The organism is Enterovirga sp., from assembly GCF_035325185.1.
Lineage (GTDB): Bacteria > Pseudomonadota > Alphaproteobacteria > Rhizobiales > Beijerinckiaceae > Enterovirga.
The window spans coordinates 61,261-77,349 of record NZ_DAOLAJ010000003.1; the positions used below are offsets into that span (position 1 = coordinate 61,261).

The 16,089-nt window shown below is 70.7% G+C and carries 18 protein-coding genes and 1 pseudogene; 10 read left to right on the plus strand and 9 right to left on the minus strand.

All coding sequences use genetic code 11. The annotated features are described in order from the left end of the window. Positions 1-269, plus strand: a pseudogene (locus PKD06_RS01265) (arginyltransferase); the annotation flags it as partial. 101 nt (positions 270-370) lie between these two features. After that, positions 371-1,063 (plus strand): aquaporin Z, encoded by a 693-nt coding sequence (gene aqpZ / locus PKD06_RS01270; RefSeq protein WP_324376942.1) that lies wholly within the window; start codon positions 371-373, stop codon positions 1,061-1,063. A 45-nt stretch (positions 1,064-1,108) separates the two neighbouring features. Here aqpZ and parC read toward each other — a convergent pair whose 3' ends face one another. Continuing rightward, entirely contained in the window at positions 1,109-3,355 is a 2,247-nt protein-coding gene (gene parC, locus PKD06_RS01275) for a DNA topoisomerase IV subunit A (RefSeq protein ID WP_324376944.1), read from the minus strand. Between the two features lie 123 nt (positions 3,356-3,478). Here parC and PKD06_RS01280 point away from each other — a divergent pair, with 123 nt between their 5' ends. Together PKD06_RS01280 and PKD06_RS01285 are read left to right on the plus strand one after the other, a co-directional pair. After that, a complete protein-coding gene (locus PKD06_RS01280) occupies positions 3,479-4,120 on the plus strand; it encodes a hypothetical protein (RefSeq protein ID WP_324376946.1) in 642 nt (213 codons plus the stop codon). Positions 4,121-4,242: 122 nt separating this feature from the next. Beyond that, complete coding sequence (locus PKD06_RS01285) at positions 4,243-4,428, plus strand: hypothetical protein (RefSeq protein WP_324376948.1); 186 nt, start codon at positions 4,243-4,245, stop codon at positions 4,426-4,428. A 34-nt stretch (positions 4,429-4,462) separates the two neighbouring features. Here PKD06_RS01285 and PKD06_RS01290 read toward each other — a convergent pair whose 3' ends face one another. The 6 genes from PKD06_RS01290 to PKD06_RS01315 form a co-directional block, all read right to left on the minus strand. Beyond that, positions 4,463-5,107 carry a hypothetical protein gene (locus PKD06_RS01290; RefSeq protein WP_324376949.1) on the minus strand — a complete coding sequence of 215 codons (645 nt, stop codon included), beginning with the start codon at positions 5,105-5,107 and terminating at the stop codon, positions 4,463-4,465. Between the two features lie 151 nt (positions 5,108-5,258). After that, a complete protein-coding gene (locus PKD06_RS01295; protein WP_324376951.1) occupies positions 5,259-5,831 on the minus strand; it encodes an isochorismatase family protein in 573 nt (190 codons plus the stop codon). Positions 5,832-5,868: 37 nt separating this feature from the next. Next, the gene (locus PKD06_RS01300) at positions 5,869-6,615 is read right to left on the minus strand and encodes an SDR family NAD(P)-dependent oxidoreductase (protein ID WP_324376953.1); all 747 of its coding nucleotides are present in this window, start codon (positions 6,613-6,615) and stop codon (positions 5,869-5,871) included. Between the two features lie 73 nt (positions 6,616-6,688). Continuing rightward, complete coding sequence (locus PKD06_RS01305) at positions 6,689-7,162, minus strand: MarR family winged helix-turn-helix transcriptional regulator (protein ID WP_324376955.1); 474 nt, start codon at positions 7,160-7,162, stop codon at positions 6,689-6,691. Positions 7,163-7,260: 98 nt separating this feature from the next. Then, positions 7,261-8,541: a hypothetical protein gene (locus PKD06_RS01310; protein ID WP_324376957.1), complete on the minus strand. Its 1,281-nt coding sequence runs from the start codon at positions 8,539-8,541 to the stop codon at positions 7,261-7,263. Beyond that, positions 8,538-9,374 (minus strand): DUF6502 family protein, encoded by an 837-nt coding sequence (locus tag PKD06_RS01315; protein ID WP_324376959.1) that lies wholly within the window; start codon positions 9,372-9,374, stop codon positions 8,538-8,540. Before PKD06_RS01315 ends, PKD06_RS01310 begins: the two co-directional genes overlap by 4 nt. A 100-nt stretch (positions 9,375-9,474) precedes the next feature. Between PKD06_RS01315 and PKD06_RS01320 the strand changes: the two genes are divergently transcribed. Genes PKD06_RS01320 through rfbD form a run of 6 tightly spaced genes read left to right on the plus strand, consistent with a single transcriptional unit; the run spans position 9,475 to position 14,357 of the window. Continuing rightward, positions 9,475-9,714, plus strand: a complete 240-nt coding sequence (locus PKD06_RS01320) for a hypothetical protein (RefSeq protein ID WP_324376961.1) — start codon at positions 9,475-9,477, stop codon at positions 9,712-9,714. A 51-nt stretch (positions 9,715-9,765) separates the two neighbouring features. Next, on the plus strand, positions 9,766-10,626 hold the full coding sequence (rfbF, locus tag PKD06_RS01325) for a glucose-1-phosphate cytidylyltransferase (RefSeq protein WP_324376963.1): 861 nt from the start codon (positions 9,766-9,768) through the stop codon (positions 10,624-10,626). Then, the gene (gene rfbG / locus PKD06_RS01330; RefSeq protein ID WP_324376966.1) at positions 10,611-11,723 is read left to right on the plus strand and encodes a CDP-glucose 4,6-dehydratase; all 1,113 of its coding nucleotides are present in this window, start codon (positions 10,611-10,613) and stop codon (positions 11,721-11,723) included. Before rfbF ends, rfbG begins: the two co-directional genes overlap by 16 nt. Continuing rightward, positions 11,720-12,958 carry a class I SAM-dependent methyltransferase gene (locus PKD06_RS01335; protein WP_324376968.1) on the plus strand — a complete coding sequence of 413 codons (1,239 nt, stop codon included), beginning with the start codon at positions 11,720-11,722 and terminating at the stop codon, positions 12,956-12,958. Before rfbG ends, PKD06_RS01335 begins: the two co-directional genes overlap by 4 nt. After that, positions 12,955-13,494 (plus strand): dTDP-4-dehydrorhamnose 3,5-epimerase, encoded by a 540-nt coding sequence (gene rfbC, locus PKD06_RS01340; RefSeq protein WP_324376970.1) that lies wholly within the window; start codon positions 12,955-12,957, stop codon positions 13,492-13,494. Before PKD06_RS01335 ends, rfbC begins: the two co-directional genes overlap by 4 nt. Beyond that, positions 13,491-14,357 carry a dTDP-4-dehydrorhamnose reductase gene (rfbD, locus tag PKD06_RS01345; RefSeq protein WP_324376972.1) on the plus strand — a complete coding sequence of 289 codons (867 nt, stop codon included), beginning with the start codon at positions 13,491-13,493 and terminating at the stop codon, positions 14,355-14,357. Before rfbC ends, rfbD begins: the two co-directional genes overlap by 4 nt. Here the strand turns inward: rfbD and PKD06_RS01350 are convergent. Continuing rightward, a complete protein-coding gene (locus PKD06_RS01350) occupies positions 14,333-15,160 on the minus strand; it encodes a hypothetical protein (RefSeq protein WP_324376974.1) in 828 nt (275 codons plus the stop codon). The genes rfbD and PKD06_RS01350 overlap by 25 nt on opposite strands. Further along, the coding region (locus tag PKD06_RS01355; RefSeq protein WP_324376976.1) for a glycosyltransferase at positions 15,157-16,089 on the minus strand (933 nt) is incomplete at its 5' end. The genes PKD06_RS01350 and PKD06_RS01355, both read right to left, overlap by 4 nt.

Consider the following 16,089-nt stretch of genomic DNA (forward strand, 5'->3'; position numbering starts at 1 on the left):
GCCGCGGCGCGGGCGAGCTGGTTGCCGTCTGCCTGATCGATGAGCTGTCGGACGGTCTTTCGATGGTGTATTCGTTCTTCGATCCGGATCTCGCCGCCCGCAGCATCGGCACCTTCCTGATCCTCGATCATATCGCACGTGCGAAGGCGTCCGCTCTTCCCTATCTCTACCTCGGCTATTGGGTTCCGGGATCGCGGAAGATGGCCTACAAGGAACGATTTACGCCTCAGGAGCGATTACTGTCCTCCGGCTGGACCAGGCACGACTAGCCGGACGGGCAGCCGAAGGTTATCAACAAAGCGTCTTTCCTTTGCGGTCTCGGCGGGCATACTGCGCGCCGCTCAGACATCGAGCAAAGGATGTGAACGATATGGACTTGAAGAAATACCTGGCCGAGGCGATCGGCACGTTCTGGCTCGTGTTCGGCGGAGCCGGCGCGGCGCTGACGGCCGCCGCCTTCCCGCAGCTCGGCATCGGATTCCTCGGGGTCGCCGTGGCCTTCGGCCTGACGGTCCTCACCATGGCCTTCGCGATCGGCCACATCTCCGGCTGCCATCTCAATCCGGCCGTCACGATCGGCCTCACGACGGGTGGGCGCTTCCCGGCGAGCCAGGTCGTTCCCTATATCATCGCCCAGGTCGTGGGCGGCGTCGCCGCGGCCGCCGTGCTGTATTTCATCGTCTCCGGCGCGCCGGGCTTCAACCCTGCCGGCGGCTTCGCCTCGAATGGATTCGCCGAGCATTCGCCAGGCAAGTACGGGCTCATCCCCGTCCTCGTGGCGGAGGCCGTCGTGACCGGCATGTTCATCTTCGTCATCATGGGCTCGACCCATCGTGAGGCGCCGGCCGGCTTCGCGCCGATCGCGATCGGCCTCTGCCTGACCCTGTGCCACCTCATCCTGATCCCCGTCAGCAACTGCTCGGTGAACCCGGCCCGCTCGACGGCGACCGCGATCTTCGCCGGGGGCTGGGCCCTGGAGCAGCTCTGGGCCTTCTGGGTAGCGCCGATCGTCGGCGGCGCGATCGGCGGCCTTCTCTATCGCGGCCTCTGTGACAACGACTGAGCGGCTCGAGACATGGTCATCCCGCCTTCGCGGCGGGATGACCCATCACTCGAACCTGTTCGACTTCGGAAAACCCTTGGGCGGCAGGCGGCCGGCCTCGGCGCGGTTGCCGAGCCATTCGCGCAACTCGGCCTCGGCGACGGTCCAGGTCCGGGCGGAGGTGTCCTTCCAGGTCAGGCCCTCGGCCAGCGTGAAGGTCTTGGCGTCGGAAAGGCCGCCATCCTTGTAGCGTTGCAGGCGCACGCCCTTGCCCCGCCCCATCTCGGGAACCTGCCCGAGGGGGAAGACGAGCAGCCTGCGGTTCTCGCCGACGACGGCGACATGGTCGCCCGAGACGGGCGAGGCGACGACCGCCCGCTCCTTCGCATCGACGCCCAGCACGCTGCGTCCCTTGCGGGTGGTCGCCACGAGATCGTCGGCCGGCGCCACGAAGCCGCGCCCGTCCGAGGCGGCGAGCAGCAGCTTCGATCCCGGCCTGTGGGCGAAGGCGGCCACGACGTCGGCGCCCTCGTCGAGATCGGCCATGAGCCGGATCGGATCGCCGAAGCCGCGCCCGCCGGGGAGCTTCGAGGCGTCGAGCGTGTAGAACTTGCCGTTCGTCGCCATGACCAGGATGCGGGAGGTCGTCTCGGCGAAGAAGGCCGTCCTGAGGCTGTCGTCGCCCTTGAACTCGACCTTGGACAAATCCGGCTGATGGCCCTTCATGGCCCGGATCCAACCCTTCTGCGAGACGATGACGGTGATCGGCTCGCGCTCGACCATCGCCTCGGCGAAATCGATCTCGCCGAGATCGGGCGCGTCCTCGATCGAGGTGCGCCGGCGTCCGATCGTGGTCTCGGGGCCGTAGACCTTCCAGATCTCCCGGATCTGGCGGGCGATCGTCTGCCATTGCTTCTTGTCGGACTCGAGCAGCGCCTCGAGGGAGCCCTTCTCCTCCCGCAGCTCCGACTGCTCGCGCTTCAGCTCCATCTCCTCGAGCCGGCGCAGCGAGCGCAGGCGCGTGTCGAGGATCGCGTTGGCCTGGATCTCCGTCAGCGCGAAGACGCGCATCAGCTCCGCCTTCGGCTCGTCCTCCTCGCGGATGATCCTGATGACGCGGTCGAGGTCCAGATAGACGATGAGGAGGCCGCCGAGGATCTCCAGGCGCCGCCCGATGGCGGCGAGGCGGTGGCGCGAGCGGCGCTGGAGCACGTCGCGCCGGTGGTCGAGCCATTCGCGCAGGCATTCGGCGAGGCCGAGCACCTTCGGCACCTTGCCGCCCGCGGTCAGCACGTTGATGTTGAGCGGGATGCGCGCCTCCAGCTCCGTGAGCCGGAAGAGCGATTCCATCATCACGAGCGGATCGACCGTGCGCGAGCGCGGCTCCAGCACGATGCGGACATCCTCGGCGGATTCGTCGCGCACATCGGCGAGGAGCGGCAGCTTCTTCTCGTTGATCAGCTCGGCGATCTTCTCGATCAGCCGCGACTTGGGGATCCCGTAGGGGATTTCCGTGACGACCGCGACCCAGGTGCCGCGGCCCCCGTCCTCCCGCGACCAGCGCGCCCGCACCCGGAACGAGCCCCGGCCCGTGCGATAGGCGTCCGCGATCGCCTCCGCCTTGTCGATCAGGATGCCGCCGGTCGGGAAATCGGGACCGGGCACGAACTGGACGAGCTGGTCCGACGTCGCGCCCGGCCGCTCGATCAGGTAGAGCGCGGCCTGGCACAATTCCCCGGCATTGTGGGGCGGGATCGAGGTCGCCATGCCGACCGCGATGCCCTGGCTGCCATTGGCGAGGAGGTTCGGGAAGGCGGCCGGAAGGACGACCGGCTCCTCGCTCGTGCCGTCGTAATTGGGCCGGAAATCGACCGCGTCCTCGTCGATGCCGTCGAGGAGGCGCCGCGCGACATCCGTCATGCGCGCCTCGGTGTAGCGTTCGGCGGCGGCGTTGTCGCCGTCGATATTGCCGAAATTGCCCTGGCCGTCGACGAGCGGGTAGCGCGAGGCGAAATCCTGCGCGAGCCGCACCAGCGCGTCGTAGATGGCCTGGTTGCCGTGCGGATGGAAGGAGCCCATCACGTCGCCGACGATCTTGGCCGACTTGCGGAACGAGGTGTTGGGGCCGAGCCGGAGCAGGTTCATGCCGTGCAGGATGCGTCGATGGACGGGCTTGAGCCCGTCGCGCGCATCCGGCAGGGCGCGATGCATGATCGTCGAGAGCGCATAGGAGAGATAGCGCTCCTCGAGCGCCGATTTCAGGCTGACGATCTCGACCCCGCCCTCCTCCGGCGGATCGACCGGCTTCTTCATGACGCTCCGTTCCGAACCGAATCGGTTCCCTTGTCCCGGGCAGGGTTAGCAGAATCGGGGACGAGCGGGGCAACGCGCCCGCCTTGCCGCGAAACGGTCATGCTTGCCCGGTCAAGGGGAAGGATGATTCCGAACCATCTCGGCCCTGGCGCGCGGAGCCTGGGCGCGGCGCTCCTCGGCTGGGCGGTCCTCGCCACTGCGCCGAATGCGCTCGCGCAGCCGGCGCCCGACGGCGCGGCGCCCGCGCCGGCCGATTGCGCCCCGAAGGCGGCGCTCTACCAGTCCGGCAAGGGACTCAAGCTGTGGGTCCTGCGCCAGGGGACGCTCGTGCTGGCCGAAAACCCGCTGCGGCCGCTCTCGCGCGACGAGGCCGTGGTGCTGGAGGTGGTGGTCAACGGCCGGCGTGCGACGGCTTATGGGCCCGACCTGAACAATCTGCGCCAGGGCGGCTCGCTCAAATCGGTGGAGCGCGAGGGGCGCGAGCCGATCCGCTGGGCCGAGGGACGCGCCGCACCGGCGACCCTGCGCGTCGTCGCCGAGGACGGGCGCGTCCTCATTGGCCCGATGGCCTTCGCGGGATGCGAGGAGTCCCCGGCGGCGAAGGCGATCGCCGACAAGCCGCCGCCGAAGGCCGAGCGCCCCGCCCGTGGGAAAGGGCAGGGGAAAGGAAAAGCGGCGGCCCCTGCTGCCGCCGGAGCGGCAGATGCGCCGCCTCCGGCCCATCTGCCCCAGGGGGCCCTCCAGGGCCTCTCCCTACCGAAATAGAGCGCGACCCGTCCGGCCGTCACGCGCCTTTGGGGGATTTCGCCTCACGGCTCGCCGGGCGAGGGTGGAACGCTCGGGATGCGTCGCCGTTGCCCCGAGGGTTTCGAGCTTCGGATGAATTCATGCTGCGTCTCATTCTCGCCATTGCCGGGGTGCTCGGCATCTTCATCCTGGTGGCGATGACGGTCGCGCCGTCCCAGCCGGAATTGCGCGGCTGGTATCTCGCCCATGCCTGCGGCCATCTGGACAGGATCAGCCCGGACATCTGCGCCGCCATGCGCCGCGCCGCGGAGGGGCATGCCGGCTGACGGCGCTTTCGCGAGGGACCGTTGTCGAGCCGCCTCAGGGCGAGGCGGGCTTCAGGCCGGTGAGGCCGGAGGCACGCTCCTTGTCGAAGGGCGCGGTGACGGTGGCGCCGTCGTCGAACACGATGGTTCGCACGCCCTTCTGGAGATCGAAGGTCACGCTGCGGGCCGCGAGCTGGACGGGCGGCGCGGCCTCCGGCGGGGACAGCGAGAGATTCCCCAGATCCAAGGCCATGGCGCGAGCCCGCGCTTCGAGCGCCGGGCGCATGCGCTCCATGCCGGGGTCGACGGCCGGGGCAGGCGTGATCGAGGCGGTGGCGATCACGCGGTCGAGCGGCAGCGAGGCCGGGTCGGATTTCGGCTCGGCGACATGATCCGGCTGAGGCGCTTCCGCCGAGGCGGCCTTGGGTGCCGCGACGGCGGGCATCACGACGCGCGGCTTGAATTTCGGCAGCGAGGCGTAGCGCGCCTTCGCCATGAAGCCCTTCTTCTCCGTGAAGCGGACGCGGCGCGCGGCCGAGGCCCGCCCGGCGGCCGGGCGCTTGCCGCGGACCGCCCCGGCGCGTCCCTTCTGGCTCGCCGCCCCCGCCGGGGCGAGGCCGAATTCGCCTGCGACCTCGGGCGGGGCCAGCAGAGCCGCCCCTACGACCATCGCTCCGAGCAGCATCGCCGAGCGCGGCATGCCCATATCCTCCTGCAACATCAGGCCAGCACGGGATCCCTCGCGGGACCGTATGGCTATGTTGCACTGCATCACTGTGTCAAAATGACGACCAACGGTCCAGCTTCCCTTCAGATTCTGGCAAGACGAGCAGGGGCGGGCGTCTCTTGCTTTATTTGATGAGCGCGATGGTCTCCTTGAAGGAGGGGTTCTCGGCACTGCCGAGCCACTCGAAAACAACCATCTCCGTCGTGACGATCTCGGCGCCGTGGCCTTGCATCCTGGCGATCGCCGCCGCGCGGCTCTCCTCCCGGCGCGAGCCGATCGCGTCGCGCACGACCTTCACGCGCCGGCCGTCCGCCAGGGCGCCGAGCACCGTCTGGAGGACGCAGACATGGGCCTCGCAGCCCGCGACGAGCAGGTCGCGCTCTGCGGGCGTCGCACGCCCCGCAGGCGTCGCACGCCCCGCGGGCGCGGCCCGGCGAACCTCCGGCGAGCGCCAGGCGTCGAAGGTCATCTTGGCGACGACCGCCTCGCCCTCGCGGGGGGCCAGTTCGGGAAGGGTGCCGCCGAGGCCCCTCGGGTTCTGCTCGGTATAGACGACCGGGACGCCAAGCAGTCGCGCCGCGGCGAGGAGCCGCCGCGCCTGGGCGACCACCTCCTGCCCGTTCGCGATGGCCGGCATGAGGCGGCCCTGGAAATCGACCATCAGCAGCAGGTCGTTCTGCGCATCCGCGATCGGCATCTCTCATCCTCCCGGCCAAGGGCCGTCCCGTGGGGCCTCAATAGGTGGCGCGGCCACCCGAGGCGTCGAAGACGGCGCCCGTCGTGAAGGAATTCTCGGCCGAGCAGAGCCAAGCCACCATCGCGGCAAGCTCGCGCGTCTCCAGGAAGCGGTTGCGCGGAATCTTCGAGAGCATGAAGTCGATATGCTCTTGCGTGAGCTGGTCGAAGATGCGCGTGCGGGCGGCCGCGGGCGTCACCGCGTTCACGGCGATGTCGTAGCCGGCCAGCTCCTTGCCGAGCGACTTCGTGAGCCCGATCACGGCGGCCTTGGAGGCCGAATAGGCCGAGGCGTTGGGATTGCCCTCCTTGCCGGCGATCGAGGCGATGGTGACGATGCGCCCGTAGCCCTGCGCGATCATGGAGGGCACGACGGCGCGGCAGCAATGGAAGGTGCCGTCGACATTGATCCGCATGATCCGCTGCCAGTCCGCGACCGGATAGGTCCAGGTCTGGGTGTTGGGGCCGGCGATGCCGGCCGAGGTGACGAGGATGTCGATGGGGCCGTGCGCGGCCTCGGCCTCGCGCGCCGCGGCCATCACGCCCTCGGCATCGGTGACGTCGACGGCGCGCGCGCTCACCATCGGGCCGATCGAGGCGGCCGTCTCCCGCCCGAGATCGCCGTCGAGGTCCCAGATCTCAACCGTGGCGCCGCTCGCGGCGAATCGCTCGGCCACCGCCTGGCCGATGCCCTGCGCCCCGCCCGTCACGACGGCGACGTGGCCGTTGAGATCGATCTGGTTCAACCCGTATCCTCCCGGTTTCCCCGCCAGCTTAATGCGGCGGGCCACCGGGTTGAACCGCCTTTCGGAAGGTTTCTCAGGCGGGGGCGGCCTCCAGGTCCCGCAGGCGCTTCAGCGCCTCCCGGAGCACGGCGGCTTCCGCCACGCCGTACCGGGCCTCGAACGCCGCTTGCGCCTCCCGCCAGAGGGGGGCGGCGAGACGCAGGCGCGCCCGGCCGGCTTCCGTCAGGCTGAGGGCGCGGGTGCGGCCGTCCCGTCCCGGGCCAATCTCCACCAGCCCCTCGCGCTCCAGCGGGCGCAGCGCCCGTCCCATGGTCGTGCGGTCCATCGCCAGCAGGCTCGCAAGCTCGTTGATGGCGAGCGGCCCGCTGCGGCGCAGATTTGCGAGGACCGAGAACTGGGTCGTCCGCAACCCCGAGGGGGCGAGATGGCGATCGTAGAACTGGCTCGTCTGCCGGGCGGCGGCGCGGATGGCGAAGCAGTTGCAGGTCCCGGCCGCCTCGCCGGGGCTCTCCGCATCGGCCTTGGCGGAATTCGGGGGCGCGGTCATGGCTGCCATCATAAAAAGCGTATGCGCGCCTGTGCAAACGACGCATGCCCCTCCCAGGGCGGATTCGGGGCCGCCGCCTTGTCAGCCTTCGAATCCGCCTATCGCCCGCCGCGGGGACCACCTCCAGGCCCGCCGAAGCCGCCGGGCCCCCCGAAGGGACCTCCTCCCGGGCCGCCGAAGCCGGGGTTTCCGAATGGCCCGCCGCCTCCCGGGCCCCGGAGGCAAGGGCCTCGGAAGGGGCCCCCCCCGCCGAAGCCTCCCGGCCCTTCGCCGGGCCGGCGCATGTCGATATCGGGCGTCCGCCCGCCAGGTGACGACGGGGGGCCATGGAAGGGGGCGCCTCGGCCGGGGGCGCCGGGGGACGGGTTTCCGGGGGACGGCGCCGTGTGCGAGGGGCCTCCCGGACCGCGGCCATAGGGCGAGGAGGTTCCGGGGCCATGGCTTGGCGCCGGCGAACCTCTCCCGTCGGGCGCCCGGCCGATCCCCCGCCCGGGCTGAGCCCGCTCGATCTGGAGCTGGCCGCCCTGGCCGACGCGGGTCGTCAGGATCATGCGCTCCCCGCCGCGCGTGGGCACGGCTCGCGCGCTGCCGCCGACCTCGAGTCCCGATCCGAGCCGGACGCGCCGGTCGGCCCGCTCGGCGAAGGCTTCGATCGAAAGCTGCCGGACGCCCGGACCCACCGGGCCGCGGTCGCGCCTCGCCGATTCGACCGCGAGACCGCCCGCCTCCATCCTGCCGGAGACGATGGCGGGGCGCCCGGCCAGGGCGGGGTCGAGTCCCCGGAGTGTCAGGTCCCCGATCCTGAGGGAGCCGTCCACGCCCCGCCTGACGGGACCCGCGACGAGGGTGCGGCTCCCCTGGCGCGGCGCGACGAGGCTTGCCTCGATGACGCCGTCCATGCGCCGCAGGCCGCTGACCGCGACATGCTCGCCGGGCGCGAGCCGGCCGGCGGCGGCGGGAAGATCGACGCTCTGGCCCGCGACGACGGCCCGCCGCCCCTCCAGGGACTCGATCCGGCCGACCACCTCGCTGCGGATGTCGATTCTGTCGGTGACGAGCGCCTTGCCGGCGGGCCGCGCCACCACCTGCGCCACCTGGCCGAGGCGCAGGTCCCCGACGCGGCCGCGCTCGCCGTCGACGAAGACCGCGACGTCGCGGGGATAGGTGATGCGCAGGCCGTTCACATAGATGCTACCGAAGCGGCGGATCGTGCCGATCACCCCGGTTCCGCCGATCCCGCGGTCCTCGCCGACGGGACCGGACGGCGCGACGCCCGTGCCGCCGATGCCGCGATCGGAGGATTGCGCGCGGACCAGCTCCGGCCACGCGGCCAGGATGGAGGCCGCCGAGGCGAGAAAGCGGCGCCGGGACGAGGTCATGGCGTCTCCGTCTCCGGCGCGGCCGGCGGCTTGCGCTCGGTATAGACGTAGACCCCGAAATTCCATCGCCACTCGCCGGGCTCGTCGGTCTCGCAGGCGGCATGGGCCTCGCGATTCGCCTGTTGCAGGGCGTGGACCGCGATGTCGCGCGAGAGCGCCTGGAGCCGCTCCGCCAGGTCCCGCGAGAGGCCGTCGTAATGGACCGAGCGCTCCAGGAAGGGCGGATGCGGGCTCTCGACATTCGCGACCGCCGCCGCGATGTGGTCGTGCAGGTTGCGGCCGAGATAATAGAGCTGCTGGTCGCTGCCGCCCTGGGGGACATAGGCGGTGTCCTGGAGGGCGACCCTGTCCTCTCCGTCGAGGACGACGAGGCCGCGATCCATCCATTCGTCGAGCACCGCGCGGGGGCGGACGTCGCGCGTCACCGAGGCGACCAGCGTCTCGAAGGAGGGCGTCTCGCCCATCCTCGGCAGGGCGAGGGGGCGGCCCTCGCGATCGGCATAGAGCGGGTCGGCCAGCCAGCGGGCCAGGATGCGGCTCGTCCGCGAGACGGCGGCCGGCACGGCGCTGACCGGCGCCCCGGCCCCGCGCAGGCGCCGGACCTCCTTGCGGTGGATGCCGGTGAGAAGGCTGACGCGGCTGTCCGTCTGCTCCTTCCCGGGCAGGGCGAAGTCGTATTCGGCGACGTTCACATAGAGTTCCCGCAGCAGGTCGCACACGGCGGGAAAGGTGACGCGGCTGCGCACCAGGAGCCGCACCAGGGGCCGCAGGAGGCGGGCCAGCGGCGCCTGGAGGCGCGAGCCGTCGATGGGTGCCTGGGGCGGGCCGGTCATGGGCCGTTCGTTACCGGAAAACCCGTGGGAAGCAATCCCACTTCCTCTTGACGTGGGAAATTTACCCACGTATTGTAAGGACACCACGGAGGACCTTCCGATGTCCCGGCGATTCGACGTTCCCGCCCGGCTCCATGTCGAGGCGATGCAGCGGCTCCTGAGCTTGTGCGTGGCGGGCCTCGCCCTCTTCGCCGTCTCCGCGGCGCTCCATTGGGCCGCCTCGCCGCCGGGTGCGCCCGGATGGGAGGCGGGGCCGGGGCCCCTCGATCTCTCCTTCCGCGAGCAGCGGCAGCTTCTCGACAAGGCGGTGGCCCACGCCGTGACCCTTCACGCGCACTAGCCGGCCAGGCGCCGCTTTCCGCTCCAACGAGAGCCGCAACGAGGTGTCACGATGCTTGCGAATACGGATCCGGCCATGGCTGGGCAGGGCGGCTTCGGCCCGGCCTCGCGCGCCTGCGCGGAAGCGCGCGCGGTGGGCAAGGTCACGCGGGCGGTCATCCTGGCCGGGGGGCTCGGCACGCGCCTCAGCGAGGAGACCGAGCTGCGCCCGAAGCCCATGGTCGAGATCGGAGGGCGCCCGATCCTGTGGCATATCATGAAGATATTCTCGGCCCAGGGCATCAACGACTTCGTGATCTGCCTCGGCTACAAAGGGTATCTCGTGAAGGAGTACTTCACGAATTACGGGCTTCACCTGTCGGACGTGACCTTCGATTTCAAGAACGATACGACCGTCGTGCATCGGCGCGATGTCGAACCATGGAAGATCACGCTCGTCGATACCGGCGCCGAGACCATGACCGGAGGCCGTCTTCGGCGCGTGCGCGACTATCTGGGCGACGAGCCCTTCTGCATGACGTACGGGGACGGCCTCGCCGATATCGATTTGCGGGCTCTGGTCGCCTTCCATCTCGCCCATGGCGCGGAGGCGACGGTGACCGCTGTCCAGCCCGCGGGCCGCTTCGGCGCCCTGAAGATGGGCGGCGACCTCGTGGACGGCTTCCAGGAGAAGCCCGCCGGGGACGGAAGCTGGATCAACGGGGGCTTCTTCGTGCTGGCGCCGCGCGTGCTCGACAGGATCGGGAGCGACATGACGCTCTGGGAGCGCGAGCCCCTGGAGAGCCTCGCCCTCGACGGGCAATTGCGCGCCTTCCGGCATCGCGGCTTCTGGCAGGCCATGGACACCTTGCGCGACAAGCGCCGGCTCGAGGAGCTTTGGGAGAGCGGGAGGGCGCCGTGGAAGCTCTGGTGAGCCCCGATCCCGCCTTCTGGGCCGGAAAGCGCGTCTTCCTGACCGGCCAGACCGGCTTCAAGGGCGCCTGGCTCTGGCAATGGCTGCTCCGCCTCGGGGCCCACCCGGCCGGCTGGGCCCTCGACCCGGAGACCTCGCCGAACCTGTGGTCCGAGACGGACGGCGACGAAGCAGGCCGCGGCGACCTGCGCGACGCCGAGGGATTGCGCGCCGCGATGCGCGAGGCCGCGCCCGACATCGTGCTGCATCTCGCCGCCCAGGCGCTGGTGCTCCGCTCCTACCGCGATCCCGCCGGGACGGTCGCGAGCAACGTGCTCGGCACGATGAACCTGCTCGAAGCCGTCCGGCAGGCGCCCTCGGTCAGGGCCCTGCTCTGCGTCACGACCGACAAGGTCTATCTCGACCGGGGCCATGCCCATCCCTATCGGGAGGAGGATCCGCTCGGTGGCCGCGATCCCTACAGCGCCAGCAAGGCTTGTGCGGAAATCCTGGCTGCCGCCTGGAGGCATTCCTTCCTCGACGAGGCGGGCGTCGCCGTCGCGACCGCGCGGGCCGGCAACGTCATCGGCGGCGGGGACTGGTCGGCCGACCGGCTCGTCCCCGATTGCCTCGCGGCTTTCGGACGCGGCGAGACCGTTTCCATTCGCCACCCGGCGGCGACGCGGCCCTGGCAGCACGTCCTCGAACCGCTCTGCGGCTATCTGCTGCTCGCCGAAAGCCTGCATCGCGCCGCGACGGGCGAAGGCCCGGCCGTGCAGGGGGCCTGGAATTTCGGCCCCGATCCGCGCGAGGCCCGCCCGGTCTCCTGGATCGCCGACCGGATCGCGGCCTCCTGGGGGGAGGGGGCGCAATGGCGGCGTCGGGACGGGGCGGGGCCGCGCGAGACCGGCTTCCTCGCCGTCGATGCGGCGAAGGCGCGCCGGCATCTCGGCTGGCAGCCGCGCCTGTCCCTTGACCAGGCCCTGGACTGGACGGTGGCCTGGCACCGGCGCCACGCCGCGGGCGTTCCGGCCGTCGATCTCGTTCGCGAGCAGATCGCCGTCTACGAGGCGCTGCCTGCCGCACCCTTCGCCGCGATGCCGGAGGCGGCGGAGTGACGCCGCCTCTCGCCTGCCGCCATTGCGGCGCCCCCCTCTCGCGGGTCTTCTGCGACCTGCGGGCGAGCCCTCCCTCGAATTCCTTCCTGCGCCCGGACGACCTTCTGCGCGGGGAGACGGCCTATCCGCTGCGGGTTTATCTCTGCGACGCCTGCACGCTCGTGCAGCTTCCCGAGCACGCGCCGGCCGCGGCGATCTTCGACGACTACGCCTATTTCTCCTCCTATTCGGAGAGCTGGCTCGCCCATGCCCGCGCCTATTGCGACATGATCGCGGGACGGCTCGGGCTCGGCGGGGACAGCCTCGTCGTCGAGCTGGCCTCGAATGACGGCTACCTGCTGCAATATCTGCGCGCCCGCGGCATTCCTGTCCTCGGCATCGATCCCTCGCGGAATGTCGCGGTGGCGGCCGAGGCGCGGGGCGTTCCGACCCTCGTCGATTTCTTCGGCCGCCGCCTCGCGCGCCGGCTCCGGCAGGAGGGGAGGGCGGCCGATCTCATCCTCGGCAACAACGTCCTGGCCCATGTCCCGGACGTCAACGACTTCGTCGGCGGCATCCGGGAGCTTCTTGCGCCGGGCGGCGTCGTGACGATGGAGTTTCCTCATGTCGTGCGCCTCGTCGAGGGCGTGCAGTTCGACACGATCTATCACGAGCATTTCTCGTATTTCTCGCTGCACACGGTGAGGCGCATCTTCGCTGCGGCCGGGCTGACGATCTTCGACGTTGAGGAATTGCCGACCCATGGCGGGTCGCTGCGCATCTTCGCCCGCCACCGGGAGAACGAAGCGCTGCCGGTAAGCCGCGCCGTCCTCGACCTCGCCGCCCGCGAGGCGGCCGGAGGCTACGACAGGCCGCAGGGCTATGAGGGCTTCGAGGACAAGGTCCGGCGCATCAAGCGCGACCTCCTGCGCTTCCTTCTCGACCTGCGCGAGCGGGGCGAGAGGATCGTCGGCTACGGCGCGCCGGCCAAGGGCAACACGCTGCTGAATTACTGCGGCATCGGCACCGATCTCCTCGACTATACGGTGGACCGCAATCCGATGAAGCAGGGCCGCTACCTGCCGGGGACGCGCATCCCCGTCCGCGAGCCCGAGGCGATCGCCCAGGACAAGCCGGATTACGTCCTCGTCCTGCCCTGGAACATCAGGGCCGAGATCATGGGGCAGCTCGCCCATATCCGCGACTGGGGCGGGCGGTTCGTGGTTCCGATCCCGACTCTCGAGGTGCTGCCGTGAGATTCGAGCGGACGGACTTTGCCGGTCTCGTCCTGATCCATCCCGGGCGCCGCGAGGATGAGCGCGGCCATTTCGCGCGCGTCTTCGACGCCGCCCTGTTCGAGCGGCAGGGGCTCGCGACCGCCTTCGTCCAGTGGAGCACCTCCCATAACCGGCGTGCCGGCACGTTGCGCGGCCTGCATTTCCAGAAGCCGCCCCATGCCGAGGCGAAGCTCGTGCGCTGCACGCGAGGCGCCGTCTTCGACGTCGCCGTCGATCTCCGGCCGCAGGAGGCCAGTTTCGGCCGCTGGGCCGGCTTCGTCCTGTCGGCGGCGAACGGCCTCTCCCTCCATGTCCCCGCGGGCTTCGCCCATGGATTCCAGACCCTGGAGGACGAGAGCGAGCTGGCCTATGCGATCACGCCCGCCTTCGCGCCCGACGCGGCGGCCGGGCTGCGCTGGGACGATCCCGCCCTCGCCATCGCCTGGCCACGTCCGGTCGCGGCGATCTCGCCGAAGGACAGAGCCTGGCCCGATCTCGACCGGGCCTTTCCGTGAGGCCGCATGTCTTCCTGATCGGCGGCTCGGGCCAGCTCGGCAGCGAGATCCGGCGGCAGGCGCAGATGCGCTGGCGGATCACGGCCCCCCCGCGCGCCGCGCTCGACCTCGCGCGCCCGGCCGCGCTCGCCGAGGCCGTGCGGGAGGCGCGGCCCGACATCGTCGTCAATGCCGGCGCCTTCCATGTGGTCGATCTCTGCGAGAGCCGCCTCGACGAGGCGCTGACCGTCAATGCGGTCGCCGTCGCCGTCCTCGCCCGGACCTGCGAGGCGATCGGGGCCCGGCTCGTCACCTTCTCGACCGACTATGTCTTCGACGGGGCGCGGGCGGAGCCCTATCGCGAGAGCGATGCCACCAATCCCCTGCAAGCCTATGGCCTGTCCAAGGCCGCGGGGGAGGAGGCCGCCTTGCAGCTTCACCCCGCCGGGGCCTTCGTGATCCGAAGCTGCGGCCTCTATGGCCACGCGCCGAGCCGCCAGAAGGGAGGCAATTTCGTGCTCGACCGATTGCGGGACGCCCGCAACCGGGACGTCGTCGAGGTCGGGTGCGATCTCGTCTGCACGCCGACCTCGGCCGCCGATCTCGCGGGGGCGACGATCGCGCTCCTCGGGCGCGAGGCTCCGGCCGGCCTCTATCACCTGACGAATGCGGGGTGCTGCGACTGGGCGACCTTCGCCGGGGCGGTTTTCCGCCAAGCCGGCTGCGGCGCGCGGGTCGCGCCCGTGGACCGGCGGGGACGCTACGGGCCGGCGCGCCGGCCGCCCTACACGGTCCTCGATTGCGGCAAGGCCGCGGCCTTCGGCATCGTGCTGCGCCACTGGCGGGAAGCGCTCGGCGACTACCTGCGGACGGTGCCCGGTTGAGGCCTCCCCATCCCGGGGGGAAGAAGCTCCGTGAGATAGCGCCCCCAAGTATGGCGGGCGAGGAAGGCTCGGTCGTCCCAGGTCATGGCGGCCACGGCGCGCGTTTGGTTGTCGCCGACGAGGAGATTGTCCTGCCGCCCGAGGCGGAAGGTCCGGCTGCGCGGCCACAGGCGGGGCGGATAGCCCTGCCCGTCCGCCCCGACCACTGCGATCCCGAGGCCGAGCGACAGGACGGTCCTCGTCAGGCTGGCCGGGCCGCTCTCCAGCGCATAGGCGTCCCGCTTGCGCCGGATCGCCCGCCCTCCCACGGCTTCCAGGAAGAGACCGCGCCCGAGCAGGAATCCGTTCGTGCGCAGATGCACGTTGGGATGGCGCAGGGAGGGGAAGTCGCGCGGCACCTCGAAGGAGCCCGTGCAGCCGACCATGCCCATATCCGGCCGGTCGAGCTGCCGCGCGAGCTTGAGGAGCCAGCCATCGGCCAGGATCTCGCTATGGCCGTTCAGGAAGCAGAGGCGCTCGTGGAGGAGCGTGCGGGCCGCGTCGCGATAGGCGCCGAGATCGAAGCTGCCGTCCTCGACGGGAAGGCAGCGCGCGCCCGCCCTCGCCGCCTCCTCCTCGACCAGGCGCTGCCCGGAGGGATCGTCGAAACCCTTGCAGACGAGGACGAGGTCGTGCGCGAGCCCGGCCGGATGGCGGCGCCAGGAGGCAAGGAAGCGGCGAAAGGACGCCTCCCAGGCCGCGTCCCGGCCCCGGACCAGGAACACCACGGCCGTCGAGGCTGCGGGCGGGGGCCTCCCGGTCATGCCGCGTGGGTCTCCGCCCTGACGAAGACCTCGAAACAGGGAGGGACGGTCGCAAAGGGAAGGTTCGGATAGAACGGATCATCGGCGAGATCGGCCGCCCATCTCCTTTGGAACAGGGCGAGTTCCCCCGGCGCGACGCCGTGGCTGCGCGAGGCGCTCTCGAAATGCGTGAGGACGGCGCGAGGCTCCATCACGATGTGAAAGCCGCGCCGGCGCAGCTCGAAGCAGTAATCGACGTCGTTGAAATGAACAGGCATATCCTCGCGATAGCCGCCCACCTCCCGGAAGCGGATTGCGGGCGTCATCATGCAGGCCCCCGTCACGGCGGCATAGTTGCGCGTCGCCGCGGTGCTGAAGACATAGCCGCGGTCGCGGCCGGGATAGCCCCGGCGGACATGGTTCGGATTGCCGCGCAGGGTCACGACGCCGGCATGCTGGAGGGTGCCGTCCGGGTAGAGCAGCTTCGCCCCGACCGCCCCGACATGCGGCTTCAGCGCATGGGCGAGCAGGCGCTCGATCCAGTCCTCCGCGATGACCTCGGTATCGTCGTTCAGCAGCAGCAGCATCTCGCCCCGGGCCGCGGCGGCGCCGAGATTGATCTTGGCCGCGATGTTGAGGGCGGGCTCGGCGTAGTCGACGATCCGGCAGCCGAGCCTTTCCAGGGCGGCGCGCTTGCCCTCCGGCAAATCGGGGCCGGCGACGGCGACGATCTCGATCCTGGCATAGCTCGAGCGCTCCAGGATGCCCCTGACGCAATCGAGAACGAGGTCCCGCGGCCGGCCGCCGAGCACCAGGTCCCGGCCGGCCGTGGGAATGACCACCGAGACGAGGGGAGGATTCGCTTCCGGCCCGGCATCGATGCGGAAGCACCGCAGGCCCGGCGCGATCGGCGAGACGCGGCCGCTTCGCCCCGTGCGGGAGAGGCGTCC

Coding starts and splice junctions, on each gene's coding strand:
- aqpZ (WP_324376942.1), top strand. CDS start 371: ATGGACTTGAAGAAATACCTGGCCGAGGCGATCGGCACGTTCTGGCTC.
- parC (WP_324376944.1), bottom strand. CDS start 3,355: ATGAAGAAGCCGGTCGATCCGCCGGAGGAGGGCGGGGTCGAGATCGTC.
- PKD06_RS01280 (WP_324376946.1), top strand. CDS start 3,479: ATGATTCCGAACCATCTCGGCCCTGGCGCGCGGAGCCTGGGCGCGGCG.
- PKD06_RS01285 (WP_324376948.1), top strand. CDS start 4,243: ATGCTGCGTCTCATTCTCGCCATTGCCGGGGTGCTCGGCATCTTCATC.
- PKD06_RS01290 (WP_324376949.1), bottom strand. CDS start 5,107: ATGCCGCGCTCGGCGATGCTGCTCGGAGCGATGGTCGTAGGGGCGGCT.
- PKD06_RS01295 (WP_324376951.1), bottom strand. CDS start 5,831: ATGCCGATCGCGGATGCGCAGAACGACCTGCTGCTGATGGTCGATTTC.
- PKD06_RS01305 (WP_324376955.1), bottom strand. CDS start 7,162: ATGACCGCGCCCCCGAATTCCGCCAAGGCCGATGCGGAGAGCCCCGGC.
- PKD06_RS01310 (WP_324376957.1), bottom strand. CDS start 8,541: ATGACCTCGTCCCGGCGCCGCTTTCTCGCCTCGGCGGCCTCCATCCTG.
- PKD06_RS01315 (WP_324376959.1), bottom strand. CDS start 9,374: ATGACCGGCCCGCCCCAGGCACCCATCGACGGCTCGCGCCTCCAGGCG.
- PKD06_RS01320 (WP_324376961.1), top strand. CDS start 9,475: ATGTCCCGGCGATTCGACGTTCCCGCCCGGCTCCATGTCGAGGCGATG.
- rfbF (WP_324376963.1), top strand. CDS start 9,766: ATGCTTGCGAATACGGATCCGGCCATGGCTGGGCAGGGCGGCTTCGGC.
- PKD06_RS01350 (WP_324376974.1), bottom strand. CDS start 15,160: ATGACCGGGAGGCCCCCGCCCGCAGCCTCGACGGCCGTGGTGTTCCTG.